16 protein-coding genes are annotated in these 18,624 nt (G+C 66.1%); 3 read left to right on the top strand and 13 right to left on the bottom strand.

The features are described from left to right. Positions 1-9 precede the first annotated feature (9 nt). Positions 10-450 carry a DUF488 domain-containing protein gene (locus BOX17_RS14170; RefSeq protein WP_071946901.1) on the top strand — a complete coding sequence of 147 codons (441 nt, stop codon included), beginning with the start codon at positions 10-12 and terminating at the stop codon, positions 448-450. 116 nt (positions 451-566) lie between these two features. Here the strand turns inward: BOX17_RS14170 and nqrM are convergent, their stop codons facing one another. The 8 genes from nqrM to BOX17_RS14130 all read right to left on the bottom strand — a co-directional run bounded on the left by nqrM (position 567) and on the right by BOX17_RS14130 (position 8,836). Further along, positions 567-821 carry a (Na+)-NQR maturation NqrM gene (gene nqrM, locus BOX17_RS14165; RefSeq protein ID WP_071945617.1) on the bottom strand — a complete coding sequence of 85 codons (255 nt, stop codon included), beginning with the start codon at positions 819-821 and terminating at the stop codon, positions 567-569. 194 nt (positions 822-1,015) lie between these two features. Continuing rightward, positions 1,016-2,248 carry an NADH:ubiquinone reductase (Na(+)-transporting) subunit F gene (gene nqrF, locus BOX17_RS14160; RefSeq protein WP_071945615.1) on the bottom strand — a complete coding sequence of 411 codons (1,233 nt, stop codon included), beginning with the start codon at positions 2,246-2,248 and terminating at the stop codon, positions 1,016-1,018. A 70-nt stretch (positions 2,249-2,318) separates the two neighbouring features. Further along, a complete protein-coding gene (gene nqrE, locus BOX17_RS14155; protein WP_071945613.1) occupies positions 2,319-2,936 on the bottom strand; it encodes an NADH:ubiquinone reductase (Na(+)-transporting) subunit E in 618 nt (205 codons plus the stop codon). 1 nt (position 2,937) lies between these two features. After that, entirely contained in the window at positions 2,938-3,606 is a 669-nt protein-coding gene (locus BOX17_RS14150; RefSeq protein ID WP_071945610.1) for an NADH:ubiquinone reductase (Na(+)-transporting) subunit D, read from the bottom strand. Between the two features lie 2 nt (positions 3,607-3,608). After that, positions 3,609-4,427 (bottom strand): Na(+)-translocating NADH-quinone reductase subunit C, encoded by an 819-nt coding sequence (locus BOX17_RS14145; protein ID WP_071945608.1) that lies wholly within the window; start codon positions 4,425-4,427, stop codon positions 3,609-3,611. Then, positions 4,427-5,653, bottom strand: coding sequence for an NADH:ubiquinone reductase (Na(+)-transporting) subunit B (locus tag BOX17_RS14140; RefSeq protein WP_071945606.1), 1,227 nt, complete (start codon positions 5,651-5,653; stop codon positions 4,427-4,429). Before BOX17_RS14140 ends, BOX17_RS14145 begins: the two co-directional genes overlap by 1 nt. After that, on the bottom strand, positions 5,653-7,002 hold the full coding sequence (locus tag BOX17_RS14135; RefSeq protein ID WP_071945604.1) for a Na(+)-translocating NADH-quinone reductase subunit A: 1,350 nt from the start codon (positions 7,000-7,002) through the stop codon (positions 5,653-5,655). Before BOX17_RS14135 ends, BOX17_RS14140 begins: the two co-directional genes overlap by 1 nt. Positions 7,003-7,372: 370 nt before the next feature. After that, the gene (locus BOX17_RS14130) at positions 7,373-8,836 is read right to left on the bottom strand and encodes a glyceraldehyde-3-phosphate dehydrogenase (protein ID WP_071945602.1); all 1,464 of its coding nucleotides are present in this window, start codon (positions 8,834-8,836) and stop codon (positions 7,373-7,375) included. Between the two features lie 202 nt (positions 8,837-9,038). On the opposite strand from BOX17_RS14130, the gene mfd reads away from it, so the two are divergent. Both mfd and BOX17_RS14120 read left to right on the top strand, forming a co-directional pair. Continuing rightward, positions 9,039-12,488 carry a transcription-repair coupling factor gene (gene mfd / locus BOX17_RS14125; protein WP_071945601.1) on the top strand — a complete coding sequence of 1,150 codons (3,450 nt, stop codon included), beginning with the start codon at positions 9,039-9,041 and terminating at the stop codon, positions 12,486-12,488. 149 nt (positions 12,489-12,637) lie between these two features. Next, positions 12,638-13,687: a L,D-transpeptidase family protein gene (locus BOX17_RS14120; protein WP_071945599.1), complete on the top strand. Its 1,050-nt coding sequence runs from the start codon at positions 12,638-12,640 to the stop codon at positions 13,685-13,687. Between the two features lie 251 nt (positions 13,688-13,938). On the opposite strand, the gene BOX17_RS14115 is transcribed toward BOX17_RS14120, so the two are convergent. The 5 genes from BOX17_RS14115 to BOX17_RS14095 all read right to left on the bottom strand — a co-directional run bounded on the left by BOX17_RS14115 (position 13,939) and on the right by BOX17_RS14095 (position 18,605). After that, positions 13,939-14,202, bottom strand: a complete 264-nt coding sequence (locus BOX17_RS14115) for an Lpp/OprI family alanine-zipper lipoprotein (protein WP_071945597.1) — start codon at positions 14,200-14,202, stop codon at positions 13,939-13,941. A gap of 176 nt (positions 14,203-14,378) precedes the next feature. Beyond that, the gene (locus BOX17_RS14110; protein WP_071945595.1) at positions 14,379-14,990 is read right to left on the bottom strand and encodes a L,D-transpeptidase family protein; all 612 of its coding nucleotides are present in this window, start codon (positions 14,988-14,990) and stop codon (positions 14,379-14,381) included. Between the two features lie 113 nt (positions 14,991-15,103). Continuing rightward, entirely contained in the window at positions 15,104-16,354 is a 1,251-nt protein-coding gene (locus tag BOX17_RS14105; RefSeq protein WP_071945593.1) for a GspE/PulE family protein, read from the bottom strand. Positions 16,355-16,426: 72 nt separating this feature from the next. After that, complete coding sequence (locus tag BOX17_RS14100) at positions 16,427-16,891, bottom strand: hypothetical protein (RefSeq protein ID WP_071945591.1); 465 nt, start codon at positions 16,889-16,891, stop codon at positions 16,427-16,429. A gap of 121 nt (positions 16,892-17,012) precedes the next feature. Beyond that, positions 17,013-18,605 carry an ABC-F family ATPase gene (locus tag BOX17_RS14095; RefSeq protein ID WP_071945588.1) on the bottom strand — a complete coding sequence of 531 codons (1,593 nt, stop codon included), beginning with the start codon at positions 18,603-18,605 and terminating at the stop codon, positions 17,013-17,015. Positions 18,606-18,624: the final 19 nt, after the last annotated feature.

Genomic DNA, 18,624 nt, shown 5'->3' with positions numbered 1-18,624 from the left:
AGCTGTGACATGGGCAATGACATCGTGCTCAAGCGGATCTACCAGCCGGTCGACACCGAGGATGGCGCCCGGGTGCTGGTCGATCGCCTCTGGCCACGCGGCAAGCGCCGCGAGAGCCTGGCCCTGACCGAGTGGTATCGGGACGCCTCCCCCTCGCCGGCCCTGCGCCGGCAGTATCACCAGGCGGAGATCAGCGCGGACGTCTTCGCCGCACGCTACCGGGGAGAGCTGCGGGATGCACCGGAGAGCCTGCTTCCCCTCATGCGCCATGCCCGGCAGGGGCGGTTGACGCTGCTCTCTGCGGCGCGGGATCTGGAGGGCTCTCACCTGCCGTTACTGCGCGACGCCATCCTTCAAGCGTTATCTGAGGAAAACGCGGCGGATCGTGAACCAGCCTCTCCGCCCTGCTATGCAGCACAGTTCAAGGACACGTCCCCGCCCGAGGCCTAGGGCATCCTGTTCCTGCCCTCCCGGGCGATCCGCCACGTCTCTAGCGCCAGACGAAAAAAGGATCGAGAGCTCGTCGCCCTCGATCCTTGTCGCGTGAGGCTGGCCTGTCTGGCCGATCAGCGGCGGGTCGCGTCATACCCCAGGTCGGCGCCGCGGCTCTCGTCGCTGCGGCGACGGGCACTGCCCCGCTTGCGATTCTCCTCCTCGCAGACCTCGTCCTTGCCGCCGCAGACCTCGCACCCCTCCTTGAGGCCGAGCTGGTTGAGGCCACCGCAGCTGCCGGCGATGGGCTTGCGACCCATGATCACGCCAATGGCCATTGCGGCCATGATCAGCAGCATGAAGGCAAATACCACCAGGTAAAGGGTCATTGCGTAGCTCCTTGAGACGGAAAGGTACTCGGATCCTGCCACCTGTGACAGCGTGATCTCGCTCAAGATCCATGACGTCGGACTTCTGGTGCCTGAGATGACGACCGCGTATCGATCGTCATGTCGGGCAGCAGCGGTCGAAGCAAAGGGGCCGGCCTGTCGGCCGGCCCGGAGGTGCCATCTAGAGAACGCGATCAGCCGCCGAAATCATCCAGCAGGATGTTCTCGGGCTCGACGCCCAGATCGATGAGCAGCTTGATCACGGAGGCGTTCATCATGGGCGGCCCGCACATGTAGTACTCGCAGTCCTCGGGGGCCGGGTGGTCCTTGAGGTAGTTCTCGTAGAGGACGTTGTGGATGAAGCCGGTCGGCCCTTCCCAGTTGTCCTCCGGCTGCGGGTCGGAGAGCGCCAGGTGCCACTCGAAGTTCGGGAACTCCTCGGCCAGCTGGTCATACTCCTCGTTGTAGAAGGTCTCGCGCCAGGAGCGAGCGCCGTACCAGAAGCTGATCTTGCGGTCGGACTTGAGACGCTTGAGCTGGTCGAAGATGTGGCTGCGCATCGGCGCCATGCCCGCACCGCCGCCGACGAAGACCATCTCGGCATCGGTGTCCTTGGCGAAGAACTCGCCGAACGGCCCCATCACGGTGACCTTGTCACCCGGCTTCAGCGCGAAGACGTAGGTGGACATCAGGCCCGGCGGGTGGCTGGAATTGGGCGGCGGGGTGGCGATCCGGATGTTGAACTTGAGGATGCCTTTCTCTTCCGGGTAGTTCGCCATGGAGTAGGCCCGGATGATCTCCTCGTCGTTCTTGTGGGAGATGTCGAACAGGCCGAACTTCTCCCAGTCGCCCCGGTACTCCTCCTCGATGTCGAAGTCGGAGAACTTGATGTCATAGGGCGGCGCCACCAGCTGCACATAGCCGCCGGCGCGGAAGCCCACTTCCTCGCCCTCGGGCAGCTTGAGGTTGAGCTCCTTGATGAAGGTGGCGACGTTGGGGTTCTCGATGACCTCGCATTCCCACTGCTTGACGCCGAAGACCTCCTCCGGGACCTCGATCCTCATGTCCTGCTTCACGGGCACCTGGCAGGAGAGACGCCAGCCCTCCTTCCTCTCGCCCAGGGTGAAGTGGGACTCCTCGGTGGGAAGGATCGAGCCACCGCCCTCCTCGACCCGGCACTTGCACTGGGCGCAGGAGCCGCCGCCGCCGCAGGCGGAGGAGAGGAAGATGCCGTTGGCCGCCAGAGTATTGAGCAGCTTGCCCCCGGCCTGGGTGGTAAGGGTGTGCTCGGGGTCACCGTTGACCTCGATGGTCACATCCCCGGTACTGACAAGCTTGCTACGGGCGGCCAGGATCACCGCCGTGAGACCGATGATGATCACGGTGAACATGACCACACCGAGCAAGATGACTGTTGTATCAACCATGTCGGTTTCCTATTGCTTGCGTTGCCTGGTCACCGGCGGCGCGAACGCCGCCGGAAGAACACGAGCCGTCTCAGAGCTGGATGCCGGAGAAGGACATGAAGCCCAGTGACATCAGGCCCACCGTGATGAAGGTGATGCCCAGGCCCTGAAGCGAGGCGGGCACGTCGCTGTACTTGAGCTTCTCGCGGATCCCGGCCAGCGCCGTGATGGCCAGCGCCCAGCCGGTACCCGCGCCCAGGCCGTAGACCACGGACTCACCGAAGTTGTAGCTGCGCTCGACCATGAACAGCACCCCGCCGAGGATCGCGCAGTTCACGGTGATCAGCGGCAGGAAGACGCCCAGCGCGTTGTAGAGCGCCGGCACGTACTTGTCGAGGAACATCTCCATGATCTGCACCAGGGCAGCGATGACGCCGATGTAGGAGAGCAGACCGAGGAAGGAGAGGTCGATGTTCTCGGCACCGCTGATGCCGGTCCAGGTCAGGGCCCCTTCCTTGAGCAGGAAGGTGTAGACCAGATTGTTCACCGGCACGGTGACGGTCAGCACCACGATGACGGCGATGCCCAGGCCGATGGCCGAGGAGACCTTCTTGGACACCGCCAGGAAGGTACACATGCCCAGGAAGAACGCCAGGGCCATGTTCTCGACGAAGACCGAGGCGACGAACAGGCTCAGATAATGTTCCATGTTACACGGCCTCCTTCGGCTGGGTGTTGGCCTTCATCTTGAATTCGTTCTCCTCGACCTGCTCCGGGTTGACGGAACGCAGCACCCAGATGATCAGGCCGATGATGAAGAACGCCGAGGGCGGCAGCAGCAGCAGGCCGTTCGGCACGTACCAGCCGCCATCCTGCACCGGCTGCAGCACGGTGACGCCGAACACGCTGCCGGCACCGAGCAACTCACGGAAGAAGCCAACGGTCATGAGGATGAAGCCGTAGCCCAGGCCATTGCCGATGCCATCCAGGAAGGACATTCCCGGGGTATTGGTCATGGCGAAGCCTTCGGCACGCCCCATCACGATGCAGTTGGTGATGATCAGCCCCACAAAGACCGAGAGCTGCTTGGACATCTCGTAGGCGTAGGCCTTCAGGATCTGATCCACCACGATGACCAGCGAGGCGATGATGGTCATCTGGACGATGATGCGGATGGCGGACGGGATATGGTGACGGATCAGCGACACGAACAGGTTCGAGAAGGCCGTCACGAAGATCACCGCCATCGTCATGACCAGCGAGACGCTCATGCTGGTGGTCACCGCCAGCGCCGAACAGATCCCCAGGATCTGCAGGGCGATGGGGTTGTTCTTGAATATCGGCGTCGTAAGGACGCTTTTTGCATTGCCAGCAGACATGATCAGGCTCCTTGACTTTCAAGTTCGACGTCGGCGCTCTGGACCTCGTCCTGGTCGACCCCGGCACGGAACCGGGCCAGGTAGTCACCGAAGCCTTCCGGGCTCAGCCAGAACTGCAGCATGTTGGTCACGCCCTTGCTGGTCAGGGTGGCACCGGAGAGGGCATCCACCTCGTTCTCGCCGCTGGCGCCGCCCTTGACCAGGCTGATAGCGGGAGTGATCTCGCCCTTCTTGTCGAAGATCTCCTTGCCTTCCCACTGTGCCTGCCAGCGCGGGTTATTGACCTCGGCACCCAGTCCGGGGGTCTCGCTGTGCTCGTAGTAGGTGATACCGACAATGGTGTTGCCGTTGCCTTCCACGGAGAGGAAGCCGCGCATCAGTCCCCAGAGGCCCTGGCCGCGAATCGGCAGGATGATCTGCTCAGGATCGTCAGGATCGCCCACCAGGTAGACGGTGCTGTAGTTCTCCTGCCGCGTAAGGCCGGCAATGTCCTTCTCGCCGGAGAGGGTACGTGACGACGCCGGATCACGACGCGCCTGGAAGCCGTCATAGGTGGAGGGGTCGAACTCGTCGGTATACTCGCCCGTGCGCAGGTCCACCACGCGAGGCGTGATCGCGGACCCGAAGGTCTCGTTCACGTCCATGCCGGGCTCGTAGAGCTGAGCCACATTGAGGATGTTGGTCTTGCGGTCGAGCTCCTGGTTGAACTGCTGCTTTGCACGCAGGGCCACGGCGGCGGTCGAGACGATGATCGAACACACGATACATAGTGCGAACGCCACCGTCAGGATCTTCTTGGTGGAGTTGTTGCTCTGTGCCATCAGGCAGTCTCCTCGGCCGGCACACCGGTGCGCTGCAGGCGGCGCTTGATGTTGGCCTGTACAAAGAAGTGATCGATCAGCGGGGCGAACAGGTTGGCGAACAGGATCGCCAGCATGATGCCCTCGGGGAACGCCGGATTCACGACACGGATCAGCACGGTCATGACACCGATGAGGGCGCCGAAGATCAGGCGACCCTGGTTGGTCATGGAGGCGGAGACCGGGTCGGTGGCCATGAAGACCATGCCGAAGGCGAAACCGCCCACCACCAGGTGCCAGTACCAGGGCATGGCGAACATCGCGTTGGTGTCGGAGCCGATCAGGTTGAACAGGGTGCTGGTGACCACCATGCCCAGGAACACGCCGAGCATGATGCGCCAGGAGGCGATCCGGGTCCACAGCAGCACCGCGGCGCCGATGAAGATGGCCAGGGTCGAGACCTCACCCACCGAGCCGGGGATGAAGCCGAGGAAGGCGTCCCACCAGCTGAAGGTGTCTGAGAGCGCCGTCATGCCGTCCTGGAAGGCGACGGAGAGGGCCGTCGCCCCGGTGTAGCCATCGGCCGCGACCCATACCGAATCACCGGAGATCTGGGCCGGGTAGGCGAAGTAGAGGAAGGCACGGCCGGTCAGCGCCGGGTTGAGGAAGTTCTTGCCGGTACCGCCGAAGATCTCCTTGCCGATCACCACGCCGAAGGTGATGCCGAGCGCCACCTGCCACAGCGGGATGGTCGCCGGAAGGATCAGGGCGAAGAGCACGGAGGTGACGAAGAAGCCCTCGTTGACCTCGTGGCCACGCTTGATGGCGAACAGCACCTCCCAGAAGCCGCCCACCACGAAGGTGACCAGGTAGATGGGCAGGAAGTAGGTCGCGCCGAGCACCAGGTTGGCCCAGAAGCTGCCCGGATCATGGCCGGTGGTCAGGGTCGTGACGATGGCCTCGCGCAGGCCCGTCGGGGCGCCGAAGCCGTCGGCGATGGCCAGGTTGGCCTGCCAGCCGGCGTTCCACATGCCGAAGAACATCGCCGGGAAGGTGCACAGCCAGACGGTGATCATGATGCGCTTGAGGTCGATCCCGTCGCGCACGTGCGCCGTGGTCTTGGCCACGCTGGGCGGCGTGTAGAAGATGGTATCCACCGCCTCATAGAGGGGATAGAACTTCTCGTACTTGCCACCCTTGTGGAAGTGTGGCTCGAGATTGTCGAGCGTCTGTCGGATAGCCATCATCACACCTCTTTCTCGATCATGGTGAGGTTGTCACGCAGGATGGGACCGTACTCGTACTTGCCGGGGCACACGTAGGTGCACAGCGCCAGGTCCTCTTCGTCCAGCTCCAGGCAACCCAGTGACATTCCCGTCTCGATGTCGCCGACGATCAGCGTGCGCAGCAGCTGGGTGGGCAGGATGTCCAGCGGCATCACTTTCTCGTAGGCCCCCACCGGCACCATGGCGCGCTCGGAGCCGTTGGTCGAGGTGGTCGGCGCATAGTTGCTCAGGCCCTTGATCTTCGAGAGATAGATGCCCAGCACCGAGTGCCGGTTGGCGCCGGGTGACATCCAGCCCATGAAGATCCGCTTGTTGCCTTCCTCGAGGAGGCTGATCTGGTTGTGGAAACGGCCCAGGTAACAGAGGCTCCCCTCGGCGGCGAAGCCGGAGAACACCGAACCGGAGATCACCCGGGTGTCATCGGGCTCGATGACTTCACCGGCGAGCAGCTCCTCGGTGCTGGCCCCGAGGCGGGTGCGCAGCAGGCGCGGATTCTCGGCGCGCGGGCCACCCACGGCGATCACACGGTTGACATCCAGCTTGCCCTCGGCGAACAGCTTGCCGAAGGCGATCACGTCCTGGTAGCCGATGTGCCAGACACGCTTGTGCAGGGCCACGGGCGAGAGGTAGTGGATGTGGGTCCCCACGAGGCCGGCGGGGTGCGGACCGGCAAAGGTCTCCTGCTGGACGCCCTTGACGTCGGCGCCCGGGATGCGGGCCTCCGGGGCGGTGCAGAGATAGACATTGCCCTCGGTCAGGCGCGCCAGCACCTTCAGGCCATCCTCGAAGGCCTCGGGCTGCTCATTGATGATGAGCGCCGGGTCGGCGGCCAGCGGATGGGTATCGATGGCGGTGACGAAGATGTCGGTCGGCGTGCCGTCGATGGCCGGCGTGCGAGAGAAGGGACGGGTGCGCAGTGCCGTCCACAGACCCGACTCGACCAGCTGATCGACCACGGCCTGGCGCTCGATCCCCTCCAGCTTGTCGCGACCGTGGGCGGTGAACTCGACCGCCTCCTCGGTCTCGTCGACCTTGATCACCACCGACAGCAGCTTGCGCTTCTCGCCGCGGTTGATGGCCAGGATTTCGCCGGCGGCCGGCGCGGTGAAGCGCACACCGTCGATCTTCTTGTCGGTGAAGAGCAGCTGGCCCAGCTTGACCCTGTCCCCCTCACGTACCTCCATGGTCGGCTTCATGCCGACGTAGTCGGTGCCCAGGACGGCCACATGGCGCACCGGCCGCGCATCCTCGATACGCTCCGCCGGTGTCCCCGCGATGGGGAGATCCAGGCCTTTCTTGACTTCGATCATAGTCTCGCCCAGTTGATGGATCGGATAGATGAAGAAAGGGGTTCGAATGGATTCGAATTCTTCTGTTTTCAGTACGTTACCAGTCGGGCCCGAGGCACGCTCGAACCACCCCGAAAAATCCATCGTATTATAAAGACAAGCGTAGGGGATGACCACCTGCCCTTAGGTCGCACGCCCCGGCGGGTGCAAGGGGCAATACGGCAACAGGCAGTGGAAACAACGTGAAAGTGCAGCGCCCTCGCCCGCCTCAGGTGGCCGATCGCCACGCCTGCGTGACGGCCACAAGAACAGGACCCCACCGGCCTGCTCGGCCGGTGGGGTCCTGGGGAATGCGGGATGGCCGCCCCCGGAGGGGCGGCCAGTGGCTGCATCAGGCCTGGGCGCGCGGCAGCTTGAGGAAATGCACGTTGGAGACGTGCTGGAGGATGCGGACCACCTGGCAACTGTAGCCGAACTCGTTGTCGTACCAGACATAGAGGACGGCATTCTTGCCGTTGGCGATGGTGGCCTTGGCATCGACGATACCGGCATGACGGTTACCGACGAAGTCGGTGGAGACCACCTCGGGGGAATCGACGTAGTCGACCTGCTTCTGGTAGGGGGAGTCCAGCGACATGCGCCGCAGGAAGTCGTTGAGCGCCCCGGCGTCGGCCTCCTTCTCCAGGCGCAGGTTGAGGATCGCCATGGAGACGTTGGGCGTCGGCACGCGGATGGCGTTGCCGGTCAGCTTGCCGTCGAACTCCGGCAGCGCCTTGGCGACCGCCTTGGCGGCACCGGTCTCGGTGAGCACCATGTTGAGCGGCGCGCTACGACCGCGACGATCCCCCTTGTGGTAGTTGTCGATCAGGTTCTGGTCGTTGGTGTAGGAGTGGACGGTCTCCACATGGCCATGCTCGACGCCGAACTCGTCGTTGAGCAGCTTGAGGACCGGCACGATGGCGTTGGTGGTGCACGACGCCGCGGAGATGATGCGGTCCTCGGCGCTGATGGCCAGGTGGTTGATGCCGAAGACGATGTTCTTGATGTCGCCCTTGCCCGGCGCCGTGAGCAGCGCCTTGGACACGCCCTTGCACGCCAGGTGCTGGCCCAGGCCCTCCTCGTCGCGCCAGATGCCGGTGTTGTCGACCACCACGGCGTTGTCGATCCCATAGGCGGTGTAGTCGATCTCGGACGGCGAGTCGGCGTAGATCACCTTGATGACGTTGCCGTTGGCGATCAGCGTCCGCGACTCGACGTCGACGCTGATGGTGCCGTTGAACGGGCCATGGACCGAGTCGCGGCGCAGAAGGCTGGCGCGCTTCTCCAGGTCCTTGGCGATGTCGCCACGGCCCCGCACCACGATGGCGCGCAGGCGCAGCAGGTTGCCGCCACCGGCCTTCTCGACCAGCACTCGCGCCAGGATGCGGCCGATGCGACCGAAGCCATAGAGCACCACGTCCTTGGATTGGCCGTTGCCGGCATCGGGGTCGTGGGCATCGACGATCTCGCTGAGCTCCTCGCGCAGGAAGGCCTGGGCGTCGCCGCCGCCACGCCGCTTGAAGGCCACGCCGAGCTTGCCCACGTCGACGTGGGCCGGCCCCAGGTTCAGCGCCAGCATGGCCTGGACCAGCGGGAAGGTGTCCTGCACGGAGAGTTCGGTTCCCTCGGCCTTGCGCACGAAACGGTGATCCTTGAGGATGCGGATCACGCTGCGGTTGAACAGTGACCGCCCGTACAGGGTCACCACCACGTTGTTGTGGCGGTAGAGGCTGCCGATCATCGGGATCATCTGCTCGGCGATCGCCTGGTTGTCGTGCCATTCCTGGAAGACGGTATCGAGGGATTGCTGGCTCACGAGGGCCTCTCCTTGGTGAGAATAGTGAGGAAGATTCGCAGCTATTATCCGGGGCGCCATCTCCCGGGGCAATCGCAGGATGGTCGCAGCCGGTGTAGGGGTATTACAGGAATTCGCCCCTGACTACAGGGCTGCGCCGGGACTGGTATGATGCCCCTACCGTCACATGCCGCTCACGAACACGGTTGGGTAACCGAATCGCATGCCGAACTTCTCGCCGCTCGACCCGCCTCGCCCCCAGGGGCTGCGCGACATCCTCTACTGGCAGACCCCGGCGGGCAGCGCCACCGCGCTGGCCCTGGCCCACCTGGCCGAGGACGCGCCGCTGCTGGTGATCACTCCCGATACCGCCTCCGCCCAGCGGCTGGAGAGCGACCTGGGCTTCTATGGCCGACAGCCGGTGATGCCCTTCCCCGACTGGGAGACCCTGCCCTACGATAGCTTCTCGCCGCACCAGGACATCGTCTCGGCGCGGCTTCGCACCCTGCGTCGCCTCCAGGACGGCGAGCACGGCATCGTGCTGGCCGCCATCAACACCCTCATGCAGCGACTGCCGCCGGTGGACTACATCGCCGGTCGCGTGATGACGCTGGAAACCGGCCAGACGCTGGATCGCGAGGGGTTCCGGACGGCCCTGTCGCGCGCCGGCTACCGGTCCGTGGAGACGGTCTTCGAACCCGGCGAGTATGCGCTGCGCGGCGCGCTGATCGACCTGTTCCCCATGGGCGCCGAATCGCCGCTGCGTATCGACCTGTTCGACGACGAGATCGACACCCTGCGCCACTTCGACCCGGAGACCCAGCGCAGCCAGGACCGGGTCGAGCGGGTGGAGCTGCTGCCGGCCCACGAGTACTCCCTGTCGCGCAGCGCCATCGCCTGCTTCCGTGACGGGTTCGAGACGCTGTTCGATGTCGACCCACGCCAGTGCCCGCTCTATGTGGATGCCCTCAAGGGCATCCCCTCCCCGGGCCTCGAGCAGTACCTCCCGCTGTTCTTCGAGCAGACGGCGACGCTGTTCGAGCACCTGGCCGAGGGAACCCGGGTGGCCATGCTGCCCGGGGTGTTCGAGGCCGCCGAGCACCACTGGGAGGCCATCGAGAGTCGCTTCGAGAACCTCGGGGTCGACCCCACCCGTCCCCTGCTGCCCCCGCACCGCGCGTTCGTGCCGGTGGCCGAGGTCTTCGGCGACATCAAGCGCCATCCGCGGGTGGCCCTGACCGGTGATGCCGATCACCGGCATGCCGTGGTACCCGCCAGCCAGGCCCCGCCGACGGTGACGGTGAATGCCCGGGCCAAGGAGCCCCTCGCCGACCTCTCGACCTTCCTCGACGACCACCCCGCGACCCGGGTGCTCTTCGTGGCCGAGTCGCGCGGCCGGCGCGAGGCCCTGGAGGAGACCCTTGCGCCGCTGCGCCTCGACCTACCTCATGTGGAGGACTTCCCGGCCTTCCTCGAGAGCGAGATGCGCCTGGCCATCACCGAGGGCGAAATCGATGCCGGGCTGTGGCTGACCGACCCCGACCTGGCGGTGATCAGCGAGACGGAGCTCTTCGGCGAGGTGGTCCGACAGAGCCGCCGTCGGGAGAAGGCCACCGATGACGGCGAACTGGCGATCCGCCACCTCTCGGAGCTGCGGCCCGGTGCCCCGGTCGTCCACCAGGCCCATGGCGTCGGGCGCTACAAGGGGCTCGAGACGATCGAGGCCGGCGGTCAGGCCGCCGAATTCGTGACCCTGGAATACGCCGAGGGCGCGCGGCTCTATGTGCCCGTGGACAGCCTCCACCTGATCTCGCGCTATGCGGGGGCCGACGACGAGCTGGCCCCCCTGCATCGGCTGGGCTCCGACCAGTGGGAGAAGGCACGCCGCCGCGCGGCCGAGAAGATCCGCGACACGGCCGCCGAACTGCTCGACATCTATGCCCTCCGCGAGGCCCGGGAAGGCTTCGCCTGCCCCCCGCCCGATGCGGAATATGCCCGCTTTGCCGCCAGCTTTCCCTTCGAGGAGACCCCCGACCAGCGCGCCGCCATCCAGGCCGTGATCGGCGACATGTGCGCCCCTCGCCCCATGGACCGGGTGGTCTGCGGCGACGTCGGCTTCGGCAAGACCGAGGTCGCCATGCGGGCCGCCTTCCTGGCGGTCCATGCCGGCCGCCAGGTGGTGGTGCTGGTGCCCACCACCCTGCTGGCCCGCCAGCACTACGAGAACTTCCGCGACCGCTTCGCCGACACCGCGGTGAACATCGAGCTGATCTCGCGCTTCACCGCCGGCAAGGGACAGGCCGCCTCCCTGAAGCGCATCGAGGAGGGCCAGGCGGATATCGTCATCGGCACCCACAAGCTGCTCTCGAAGAGCACCAAGCTGCCCCGGATGGGCCTGCTGATCATCGACGAGGAGCACCGCTTCGGGGTGGGCCAGAAGGAACGCCTGAAGCGCCTGCGCGCCGAGGTGGACATCCTGACCATGACCGCGACGCCGATCCCGCGGACGCTGAACATGGCCATGAGCGGCATCCGCGACCTCTCCATCATCGCCACCCCGCCGGCCAGGCGCCTGTCGGTGAAGACCTTCGTCCAGCAGCGGGACGAGGCGGTGATCAAGGAGGCGATCCTGCGCGAGATCCTCCGCGGCGGCCAGGTCTATTTCCTGCACAACGAGGTCAAGACCATCGAGACCGCCGCCGAGAAGGTCCGCGAGCTGGTCCCGGAGGCCCGGGTCGGGGTCGCCCACGGCCAGCTGCCGGAGCGCTCCCTGGAGCGGGTCATGTCCGACTTCTACCACAAGCGCTTCAACGTGCTGGTCTGCTCCACCATCATCGAGACCGGCATCGACGTACCCAGCGCCAACACCATCGTCATCGAGCGCGCGGACAAGTTCGGCCTGGCCCAGCTCCACCAGCTGCGCGGCCGCGTCGGTCGCAGCCACCACCAGGCCTATGCCTATCTGCTCGCCCCGCCCCCCAGGGTGATGAGCAAGGATGCCGTCAAGCGGCTGGAGGCCATCGCCGGCGCCGAGGACCTGGGGGCCGGCTTCACCCTGGCCAGCCACGACATGGAGATCCGCGGGGCGGGCGAGCTGCTTGGCGAGGAGCAGAGCGGGCAGATGGAAGCCGTCGGCTATGGCCTCTACATGCAGATGCTCGACCGCGCGGTGAAGGCGATCCGTGAGGGACGCACCCCCAACATCGAGGCCCCGCTGGACCAGGGGGTCGAGGTGAGCCTCAACCTGCCGGCGCTGATCCCGGACCACTACCTACACGACGTCCAGCAGCGCCTGGTCATGTACAAGCGCATCGCCAGCGCCGGCGATGAGGGCGAGCTCAAGGAGCTGCAGGTGGAGTTGATCGATCGCTTCGGCCTGCTGCCGGCGCCGGTCAAGACCCTGCTGCGCCAGACCAAGCTGCGCCAGCGGGCCGAACGCCTGGGCATCACCCGCCTGGAGGCGGGCCCCGAGAAGGGCCGGGTGATCTTCGGCAGCCAGACCAGCGTCGACCCGCTGGTGCTGGTGGAGCTGATCCAGCAGGCGCCCGGCCGCTATCGCCTCGACGGCGCCGACACCCTGCGCTTCGAGGCGGACATGGAGAAGGAGGAGGCGCGTTTCCAGGCGGTGGAGCGGCTCCTCGACACCCTCAACCGCAAGGCCGAGGCGGCCTGATCGCCGGGACCTCGGGTGGATGCGCCGACGCTAATCCACCCGCCCCATCTGGCACACGCCCGCCGAGACGGGCGATACTATAGGGCAAAGGCGCCCAGGACGGGCCCATCGCAGCCCCTGACGACCGGCAACCACGAGAAAATGACTCGATGAAACTGTTACCCACGCTCGGGCGCGCCGCCCGATTCGCCACGGGGCTGGGCCTCCTCGCCGCCCTGGCAGGCCCCTTGCAGGCCAACACCGACGACTGGCCGCGAGGCCACTATCCCCTCCCCGAGGAGGGAGACATCGTCGGGGAGATATACACCATCAACTCCGACAGTGGCGATACGCTGATCGAGATCGGCCATGAACACGGTATCGGCTATGAGGAGATGATCCGCGCCAACCCCGGCATCAGCATCTGGGCCCCCTACGAGGGCACCGAGGTGGTGATCCCAGGCCGCTTCATCCTCCCCGAGGGGCCCCGCGAAGGACTGGTGGTCAACGTGGCCGAGATGCGCCTCTACTACTACCCGCCCGCCGCGGAGGGCGAGACGCCCCGCGTCGAGACCTACCCCATCGCCGTGGGCCGCATGGACTGGAAGACCCCGCTGGGCAGCACCCGGATCACCCAGAAGGTGAAGGACCCGGCCTGGTATCCGCCCAAGTCGATCATCAAGGAGCACGCCGCCGACGGTCGGTCGCTGCCAAGCGTGGTGCCCCCGGGGCCGGACAACCCGCTGGGCAAGTTCAAGATGCGCCTGGGCATCCCCGGCTACCTGATCCACGGCACCAACAAGCCCGAGGGCGTTGGCATGCGCGTCACCCATGGCTGCATCCGCATGCTGCCGGAGGACATCGAGGACCTCTTCCCGCGCCTGTCGGTGGGTACCAAGGTCAAACTGATCAACGAGACCATCAAGCTTGGCTGGTCCGACGGCACCCTGCATGTCCAGGCCTACCCCTACCTCGACGAAGAAGACGGCACCACCATCCAGCACATCACCGAGGCACTCTCGCAGGTCGACACGGCGACCAGCGGCCTCGACTACCCGGTGGACTATGCCCGCCTGCGCGAGGTCGTGGAGGTGCCGCGCGGCATGCCGGTGCCCCTTGAGGTCACGACTCCGGAACCGGCCCCCGAGACGCTCTGGGACCGCCTGGAACTGATCGCCGCAGAGCCCGGCCTGCAGGATGGCACTACCCAGGAAGGCTGACCCCCCTCCCCTGGCCGGCAGGAGGCTCCCTGCCGGCCATCGGCCTCTCTCGCACGGCTCCCGTTTCCGCCTCCGCTCGCCTCCTCGGCTGAGTCGCCCTCCCTGCGCCGTGCACGCCATTACCCCCTGCAAGGCCCACGGACTCGGCACGGTCGACGAGCGAAGGGCCACGAACGACAGGGGCCCCGCCGATCACGGCGGGGCCCCTGTCTGATAGTTCCGCTACCGCCCTGACGGGCGGTGGAGAAGCATCACTTGCGCATGGAACTCTCGAACATGCGGTTCATCTCGTCGCGGTTCTGCTCGGACATCTGCAGGGCCGCCTGGGCGTCGCGCTGTGCCTGGTTGGCAGTGTTCTGCGCCTGGGTGGCGATGCTGCGTGCTTCGGCAGCGTCAGCCTGGGCAGACTCGGCGGTCATGCGCACTTCGTCCAGGGCGCTGGTGGATGCACAGCCGGCCAGGATGGCCAGAGATGCAGCAGCGGCGCTCAGCTTCAGGGTGGTCTTCAGAGTCATGGTGTTCTCCTTGGGTCTTCCTTGGTACTGCGTTGGTGTTGCCTGTGATTCAGGCTTCCTGCAGAGGCAGGACTTCATGCAGCAAAGTCTGCTGCGAAGCACAGGAGTCAAACGCTGTTCTATATTACATCACGGCGCTTGTCCATAGCTTAGAACGTCCCTTGCGCATGTAAAGACTAGCGGATCACGACGCGTGTGCCAATGTCGATCAGTGACGACAGGCGCTCGACCTGCGGATCGGTCACCGCCACGCAACCGTCCGTCCAGTTGAACCGCCGGTGGATCTCCGGATCCCCCTCGCCGAGTCCATGGATACCGATGAAGCCGCCGAGCACCGTATCCTGGGGTGGATAGCCGTGACGACGGTAGTAGGAAAAGTAGTCGTCGTAGTCCTGCTGGCTGTAGACCCCGGATTCCAGGGCCATGCGCGCATGGGTCGGGGTGGGATAGTCCAGCCCGATGAAGATGTGGAACTTGCTCTCGCGGTTGAAGCGATTGACCCGGAACTCCCCCAGCGGCGTGGCCCGGCCGCCACGCTGACGCTGGGCCTTGGCTCCGCCACGTCCCAGCGATACCGGCTCGAAGCGCTCCAGGAGCCGGTTGCCCTGGTAGACCCGGAGGCTGGCCTCGCTGTCCTCGACCAGCACCCAGCGCTCGCGGTCGTTGCGAGGGACGATGGCCCGGGACAGTACGCTATCCATCAGGCTGGCGGAGGCGGGCGTCCCCAGCAGCAGCAGGGGGGAACTCAGCGCCAGCAGGCCGAAGCGGCGACGGGAGAGGTGATTCATCGGCGACATCTCAGGGGCATGCAGGAAAGGAAAGACTTCGATACGGCCGCCGTTATACCGCATTGCGACGGCGCTGTCAGGAGTAGCGGGGAGTCCAGGCCGGCCTCACGCGCTCAGCTGGGCAGGATCGCCCCCATGCGAAAGATCTCGCGCAGGGTGGTGACGCCGGCAGCGGCCTTCTCCAGGCCATCGGCCAGCATCAGGGTCTCGCCGCGCTCCAGCAGGCCGCGTCGCATAACGGCGTCATCGGCGTGCCGGAGCAGCAGGGCATGGTCCTCCGGGGTCGGCTGCCAGATCTCGAACACCCCCGTGCGCTCCCGATAGCCCAGACCGTCACAGTGCGCGCACCCCACGGGCATCCAGGCCTCATCGGGCGCCGACAGCCCCACCGCCTCGAGCCATTCCACGTCCTGGCGCTCGGTCGGCCGCTGCTCCCGGCAGTGCTCGCACAGCCGACGGACCAGACGCTGTGCGATCACCAGGCCCAGGGTGGCGCTGATCTCGGCATCCCCCAACCCAAGTTGTCGCAAGGCGGAGACAGCCCCCACGGCATCGCGGCTGTGCAGGGTCCCCATCAGCGAGCGACCGCTGCCGGCCACACTGACCGCGGCGGCGGCGGACCCGGGGTCGCGGATCTCGCCGATCAACACATAGTCCGGGTCCAGGCGCAGCATCGAGCGGGTGCCGGTGGCGAAGTCCAGACCGTTCTCGGCATCCACCTGGATCTGGTTGATCCCGGGAATGGCGTACTCCACCGGATCTTCCAGGGTCACCACATGGCTGTCGCTGAGTCGGAGCTGGTTGAGCAGCGTGTAGAGCGTGGTGGTCTTGCCGGCGCCGGTCGGCCCGGCCACCAGCAGCATCCCCCCGGTGGCATCCATCCAGTGGCGGATGCCCCGGGCGCCCTGCTCACCGACCCCCAGCGAGAGGGTGTCCTGGAAGGTCCTGGGGGGAGCCAGGAAGCGAATGGCCAGCTTCTCGCCGGCGACGCACTTCACCGCCGTGACCCGGAGGAAGGTCTCCTCGGCGCCCTCTTCGCCGGGGGGCCAGCTGAAGCTCCCCTCGGTGGCGAACCGCGAGGGCATCGGATCGAGCCCGGCGAGCACCTTGAACTGGTTGACCAGCTGCACCCCCTCGCCGACCTCGAGGTCCAGGACGTCGATGACCCGGCCGTCGATGCGCAGCCGGATCCGCCACTGGTCGCGGGAGGGGTCGAGGTGGATATCGCTGGCCCGCGCCCGGATGGCATCCTCGATCAGCAGGTGGGCCGCCAGGGCATCATCCTCGACGTCCGCGGGATCGGCGCGCCGGGCCCGCAGGCGCGGCAGGAGCTGGATACCCGAGGGTTGGCGTTCGCTTCCCATCAGCGACGGCGCCCGACGATGGGCGGCGCGCCCGCGCGCCTCGAGAGACCCTGTGCCGACATGATCGTCTCCTCAGTAGTCCTCGAGCCGCTGCATGTCGCGGGCAATGCGGCGCACCTCGCCCTCGTGGCCGCTGGCAAGCGAGGCGAAGAACTCCCGCTCCGCCTCCGCGGAAGCCCGCTCCACGCGGTGTGCATAGAGGTCCTGCAGCGTCCGGTGCGTGGTCAAGGCCGTCGCCAGCGCATCCTGCACGGTGTCGCACGCCAGGTTCTCGGCCAGGCGGTCGAGCGTCGGGGCATGGGGGAAGTCCGCGGGGTCATCGAACCAGGTCTCGAGGACCTTGCGATGGCCGCCGTCCTCCTCGAGATAGGTGGAAAGCTCGGACTGCATCTTGCGCTCGTGTTCCGCCAGGTACTCCAGCGCCATGCGAACCCGATCGCTCACGCCCCCGGACGCCAGCTGGTCGTACTGTTCGGCAAGCCCCCGATGGTAATCGGCCGCCCAGGCGACCAGTTCCTTGACCTGATGAAAGCGCATGCGCGGCTCCTCCTGACGATGCCTTGGGATACTGCCTTCAGACTAGCCAAGCCGCCGGCATCACGCTTGATGCATATCAATCAACGCTGTATCGGGCGGCCCTGCCAGTCACGGAGCCCGTTCAGCCGAACAGGCCCTGGCTGCGCAGGTAATCGTCGTAGCTGCCGCTGAAGTCGGTGACCCCGGTGCCGCTCATGTCGAGGATGCGGGTCGCCAGCGACGAGACGAACTCGCGGTCATGGCTGACGAAGATCAGCGTGCCGGGATAGTTGGCCAGCGCCAGGTTGAGCGCCTCGATGGACTCCATGTCCAGGTGGTTGGTCGGCTCATCCATCAGCAGCACGTTGGGCCGCGTCAGGGCCAGCTTGCCGAACAGCATGCGTCCCTGCTCGCCGCCGGAGATCACCTTCACCGACTTGCCGATGTCGTCGCTGGAGAAGAGCATCCTGCCCAGGGCGCCGCGGACCTCCTGCTCCCCGCCCGTGGTCCACTGGGCCATCCACTCGAACAGGGTCGCATCGAAGGCGAAGTCGTCGGCGTGGTCCTGGTCGAAGACGCCGAGCTCGGCACTGTCGGTCCAGCGCACCGCACCGGCATCGGGGTGGATCTCGCCCGCCAGGGTCTTGAGCAGGGTCGTCTTGCCGATGCCGTTGGGCCCGATGATGGCAATGCGCTCGCCGGCCTCCACGGTCATCGACAGGCGCTCGAAGAGGGGCGCATCCGCATCGAATCCCTTGGTGACCGCCTCGACGTTGACCGCGTTGCGGTGGATCTTCCTGCCCTGCTCGAATCGGATGAAGGGGCTGACGCGGCTGGAGGGCTTGATGTCCTCGAGCTTGATCTTGTCGATCTGCCGCGCGCGGGAGGTGGCCTGCTTGGCCTTGGAGGCATTGGCCGAGAAGCGGCTGACGAAGGCCTGGAGCTCGGCGATCTGCGCCTTCTTCTTGGCGTTGTCGGCATGCTGGCGCTCGCGCGCCGCGGTGGCGGCCGTCATGTAGTCGTCGTAGTTCCCGGGGAACAGCGTGATCTCGCCGTAGTCGAGGTCTGCCATGTGGGTGCAGACGCTGTTCAGGAAGTGGCGATCGTGGGAAATGATGATCATGGTGCTGTCCCGGGCGGTCAGCATGCCCTCCAGCCAGCGGATCGTGTTGATGTCCAGGTGGTTGGTGGGCTCGTCAAGCAGCAGCACGTCGGGGTCGGCGAACAGTGCCTGGGCCAGCAGCACGCGCAGCTTCCAGCCCGGGGCGATCTCGCTCATGGGGCCCGTGTGCTGGTGCAGCGGGATGCCCAGCCCCAGCAGCAGCTCGCCGGCGCGGGACTCGGCGGTATAGCCGTCGAGCTCGGCGAAGCGCACCTCCAGGTCGGCCACGGCCATGCCGTCCTCCTCGCTCATCTCGGGCAGCGAGTAGATGCGCTCGCGCTCGGCCGCGACCTGCCAGAGCTCATGGTTGCCCATGATCACGGTATCGATGACCCGCTCGTCCTCGAAGGCGAACTGGTCCTGGCGCAGCTTGCCGAGCCGGGCGCCCGACTCGACCATCACCTGCCCGGAGGACGGCTCCAGGTCACCGCCGAGAATCTTCATGAAGGTGGACTTGCCGCAGCCGTTGGCACCGATCAGGCCGTAGCGGTGACCGTTGCCGAACTTGATGGAGACATTCTCGAACAGCGGCTTGGCGCCGAACTGCATGGTGATATTGGCGGTGGAGATCAATGAGGGATCCAGGTCAGTG

Source organism: Halomonas aestuarii (assembly GCF_001886615.1).
Lineage (GTDB): Bacteria > Pseudomonadota > Gammaproteobacteria > Pseudomonadales > Halomonadaceae > Halomonas > Halomonas aestuarii.
This window is presented reverse-complemented; position numbering and strand designations above follow the sequence as displayed.